Below are 588 nucleotides of genomic sequence, written 5' to 3'. Positions count from 1 at the left end.
CAGCCAGCTGCGTCACCTCTCGACCGCCAAGCTGATCGACGCCTGCCTCCGGTTTCGCCCGGACACGGCGAACCTGGGCGACCCGGTCCAGGCCGCCAAGCTGTCACTGCGCTCGATCGCTACCCGAGCTCGGGCCCTTCACATCGAAGCCCGCGGATTGACCAAGCAGCTCGACACGCTCACCGCCGTCGCCGCTCCCGCGACCAGCGCGATCTTCGGCCTCGGACCAGACACCGTCTCAGCGCTGCTCGTCACGATCGGCGACAACCCCGACCGGCTTCGATCCGAAGCAGCGTTTGCCCACCTCTGCGGTGTCGCACCCATCCCAGCCTCATCAGGCAAGACCAACCGGCACCGCCTCCACCGCGGCGGCGACCGCTCCGGCAACCGGGCCCTGCACATCGCCGTCGTCGTCCGCCTGCGCTACGACGCGCGCAGCCGCGACTACGCCACGCGCCGCACCGCCCAGGGCAAATCGATGCCCGAGATCATCCGCTGCCAGAAGCGCTACCTCGCCCGCGAAGTGTTCACCGCACTACGCGCCGACTACGCTCTCATCACCACTTGACGATCTATAGGAGCGTCCTC

Annotated in this window: 1 protein-coding gene; it reads left to right on the top strand. The window is 68.4% G+C overall.

The genetic code is table 11. The annotated features are described in order from the left end of the window. A partial coding sequence (locus tag PHA84_RS20675; protein WP_270890030.1) for a transposase occupies positions 1–568 on the top strand: 568 nt, incomplete at its 5' end. Between the last annotated feature and the right edge of the window lie 20 nt (positions 569–588).

The organism is Pedococcus sp. 5OH_020, assembly GCF_027812955.1.
In the GTDB taxonomy this organism is placed as follows: Bacteria; Actinomycetota; Actinomycetes; order Actinomycetales; family Dermatophilaceae; genus Pedococcus.
Note: the sequence above shows the minus strand (reverse complement) of the source record. Positions and strands in the feature narration are given on the sequence as shown.